Here is a 1,074-nt window from a genome sequence, read left to right on the forward strand (position 1 = left end):
ATCAGCCGCCTGCCATCCAGCGTGCCAGGCCATGCCGGCCGCTGACGCCGAGTTTGGCGGTGGCGCGCTTGAGGTAGGTTTCCACCGAGCTGTTCTTCACCTTCAGGCGCTGCGCCATTTCGGCCACAGTGCCGCCGGTCAGCAAACCCAGGCACACCTCCTGCTCGCGTGCGGACAGCGTGACCGAATCCTGTGCCAGCCTGCCACTGAATGCCTGATCCAGAGAACCGGGCTCCGGCTCGATACGGGGCTTGCGATGGCCTGCCTGAGCAAGGATTTGCGCATGATGCTCGACCAGCGGCAACAGTGTGTCGGAGAGACTCTTGAGCAATGAAAGCTCGGTCAGGGAAAACGCGCGCAGGGAAGTCAACCTATAAACGCAGATGATCCGTCGACGGTCACCGCTGCTGGAAACGAGATTGCACTGGTGAGTGTTTTGCTGTGGGCGTTGCGCGTCAAGCGGGGTTTTGAGCTGGACCAGCAACGGTGCCTGCATGTGCAGAATGCTTGATAACAGAGGATGGTCAGTTGTTTCGGTGCTCGGAGGATCGTGCTGCAGGCCGGCGCTGCCGAGTAGATTGATGCGACTGATACTGCTTTGACGCACGTCCAGCGTCCATTCACTGAGCTCAAGCCCGTGAATAGGCACCAGCGAACCCACCAATTGCAACATCTGCTCGGAAAATGTGCCGGCACCGGTACTGGAAACCAGTTGAGCCAATTGCAGATAGAAGCGTGGATCGTCGCTGTATTCGAAATGTTGCGCCGTGTTCATCTTGAGCTTTCCTGATTCCGACCGCGCAAAAAGGACCTTGGTCGACTGCTGCGCGGTAACTACTGATTGCAATAACTGACAAGCCTGATGACTGGACTGGGTCTTTGGTATTCAGCCAAAGCTTTTGTCGTGCGTCTGTAACGGAAAACGGGGACAGATTTTCAACCTGCCAAACATGTATGAGCGATAAAGAGTGGCAATAAGCCAGTCGCCGGGGTCTGTCCGGGTTTAAGGGGCCATACATAGGCAAGTCGGCAGTGCTTAATCCGCGGCCTACCTGTCAAGAAGGACCTTGAGCC

Annotated in this window: 1 protein-coding gene; it reads right to left on the bottom strand. The window is 56.8% G+C overall.

Annotated elements, in window-relative coordinates:
• Position 1 precedes the first annotated feature (1 nt).
• Positions 2-775: a helix-turn-helix transcriptional regulator gene (locus RYB66_RS07215; protein WP_005743697.1), complete on the bottom strand. Its 774-nt coding sequence runs from the start codon at positions 773-775 to the stop codon at positions 2-4.
• Between the last annotated feature and the right edge of the window lie 299 nt (positions 776-1,074).

The sequence above is a fragment of the Pseudomonas syringae group sp. 243L2 genome (assembly GCF_032587875.1).
Taxonomy (GTDB): Bacteria; Pseudomonadota; Gammaproteobacteria; order Pseudomonadales; family Pseudomonadaceae; genus Aquipseudomonas; species Aquipseudomonas amygdali.

Excerpts from the sequence above, each read along its gene's own strand:
- RYB66_RS07215 (WP_005743697.1), bottom strand. The coding sequence starts at position 775 with ATGAACACGGCGCAACATTTCGAATACAGCGACGATCCACGCTTCTAT.